This is a genomic window from Rhodococcus sp. MALMAid1271 (genome assembly GCF_049195265.1).
Taxonomy (GTDB): domain Bacteria; phylum Actinomycetota; class Actinomycetes; order Mycobacteriales; family Mycobacteriaceae; genus Rhodococcoides.
The window spans coordinates 1-1562 of sequence record NZ_JBMIRQ010000121.1 but is presented as its reverse complement, the minus strand read 5'-3'; the positions used below and the strand labels follow the sequence as shown (position 1 = coordinate 1562).

1 rRNA gene is annotated in these 1562 nt (G+C 54.9%); it reads left to right on the top strand.

Annotated elements, in window-relative coordinates:
* Positions 1 to 1519: ribosomal RNA gene (locus ACOQFP_RS24045) — 23S ribosomal RNA — on the top strand; the annotation flags it as partial.
* Positions 1520 to 1562 lie beyond the last annotated feature (43 nt).

Here is a 1562-nt window from a genome sequence, read left to right as displayed (position 1 = left end):
GGTGGATGCGTGGGACCTGATCTGGTAGTAGCCAAGCGATGGGGTGACGCAGGAAGGTAGCTGGGCCAGTCAGTGGTTGTACTGGTGTAAGCCTGTAGGGCGAACGGTAGGCAAATCCGCCGTTCATGATGCCTGAGAGGTGATGCGTAGCCGATTGAGGCGAATTCAGTGATCCTATGCTGCCGAGAAAAGCCTCTAGTGAGTTGTTACACGGCCCGTACCCCAAACCGACACAGGTGGTCAGGTAGAGAATACTGAGGCGATCGAGATAACTATGGTTAAGGAACTCGGCAAAATGCCCCCGTAACTTCGGGAGAAGGGGGGCCTTGTCCGGTGATCACTCTTGCAGTGTGAGCTGGGTGGGGCCGCAGAGACCAGTGAGAAGCGACTGTTTACTAAAAACACAGGTCCGTGCGAAGTCGTAAGACGATGTATACGGACTGACGCCTGCCCGGTGCTGGAAGGTTAAGAGGACCGGTTAGCTCGTAAGAGCGAAGCTGAGAATTTAAGCCCCAGTAAACGGCGGTGGTAACTATAACCATCCTAAGGTAGCGAAATTCCTTGTCGGGTAAGTTCCGACCTGCACGAATGGCGTAACGACTTCTCAGCTGTCTCAACCATAGACTCGGCGAAATTGCATTACGAGTAAAGATGCTCGTTACGCGCGGCAGGACGAAAAGACCCCGGGACCTTCACTACAGCTTGGTATTGGTGTTCGGTTCGGTTTGTGTAGGATAGGTGGGAGACTGTGAAGCGGCGACGCCAGTTACTGTGGAGTCGTTGTTGAAATACCACTCTGATCGTATTGGATACCTCAACCTCGGACCATGATCTGGTTCAGGGACAGTGCCTGGTGGGTAGTTTAACTGGGGCGGTTGCCTCCTAAAATGTAACGGAGGCGCCCAAAGGTTCCCTCAGCCTGGTTGGCAATCAGGTGTCGAGTGCAAGTGCACAAGGGAGCTTGACTGTGAGACTGACAAGTCGAGCAGGGACGAAAGTCGGGACTAGTGATCCGGCACCGGCAAGTGGAAGCGGTGTCGCTCAACGGATAAAAGGTACCCCGGGGATAACAGGCTGATCTTCCCCAAGAGTCCATATCGACGGGATGGTTTGGCACCTCGATGTCGGCTCGTCGCATCCTGGGGCTGGAGTAGGTCCCAAGGGTTGGGCTGTTCGCCCATTAAAGCGGCACGCGAGCTGGGTTTAGAACGTCGTGAGACAGTTCGGTCTCTATCCGCCGCGCGCGTAAGAAACTTGAGGAAGGCTGTCCCTAGTACGAGAGGACCGGGACGGACGAACCTCTGGTGTGCCAGTTGTTCCACCAGGAGCACCGCTGGTTGGCTACGTTCGGAAGGGATAACCGCTGAAAGCATCTAAGCGGGAAGCCTGTTCCAAGATGAGGTTTCTCACCCCCTCGAGGGGGTAAGGCCCCCGGCAGACCACCGGGTTGATAGGCCAGAACTGGAAGTACAGCAATGTATGCAGGTGACTGGTACTAATAGGCCGAGGACTTACCACAAAGAAGCTACGCGTCCACTGTGCAATATCTGAAACAACACACG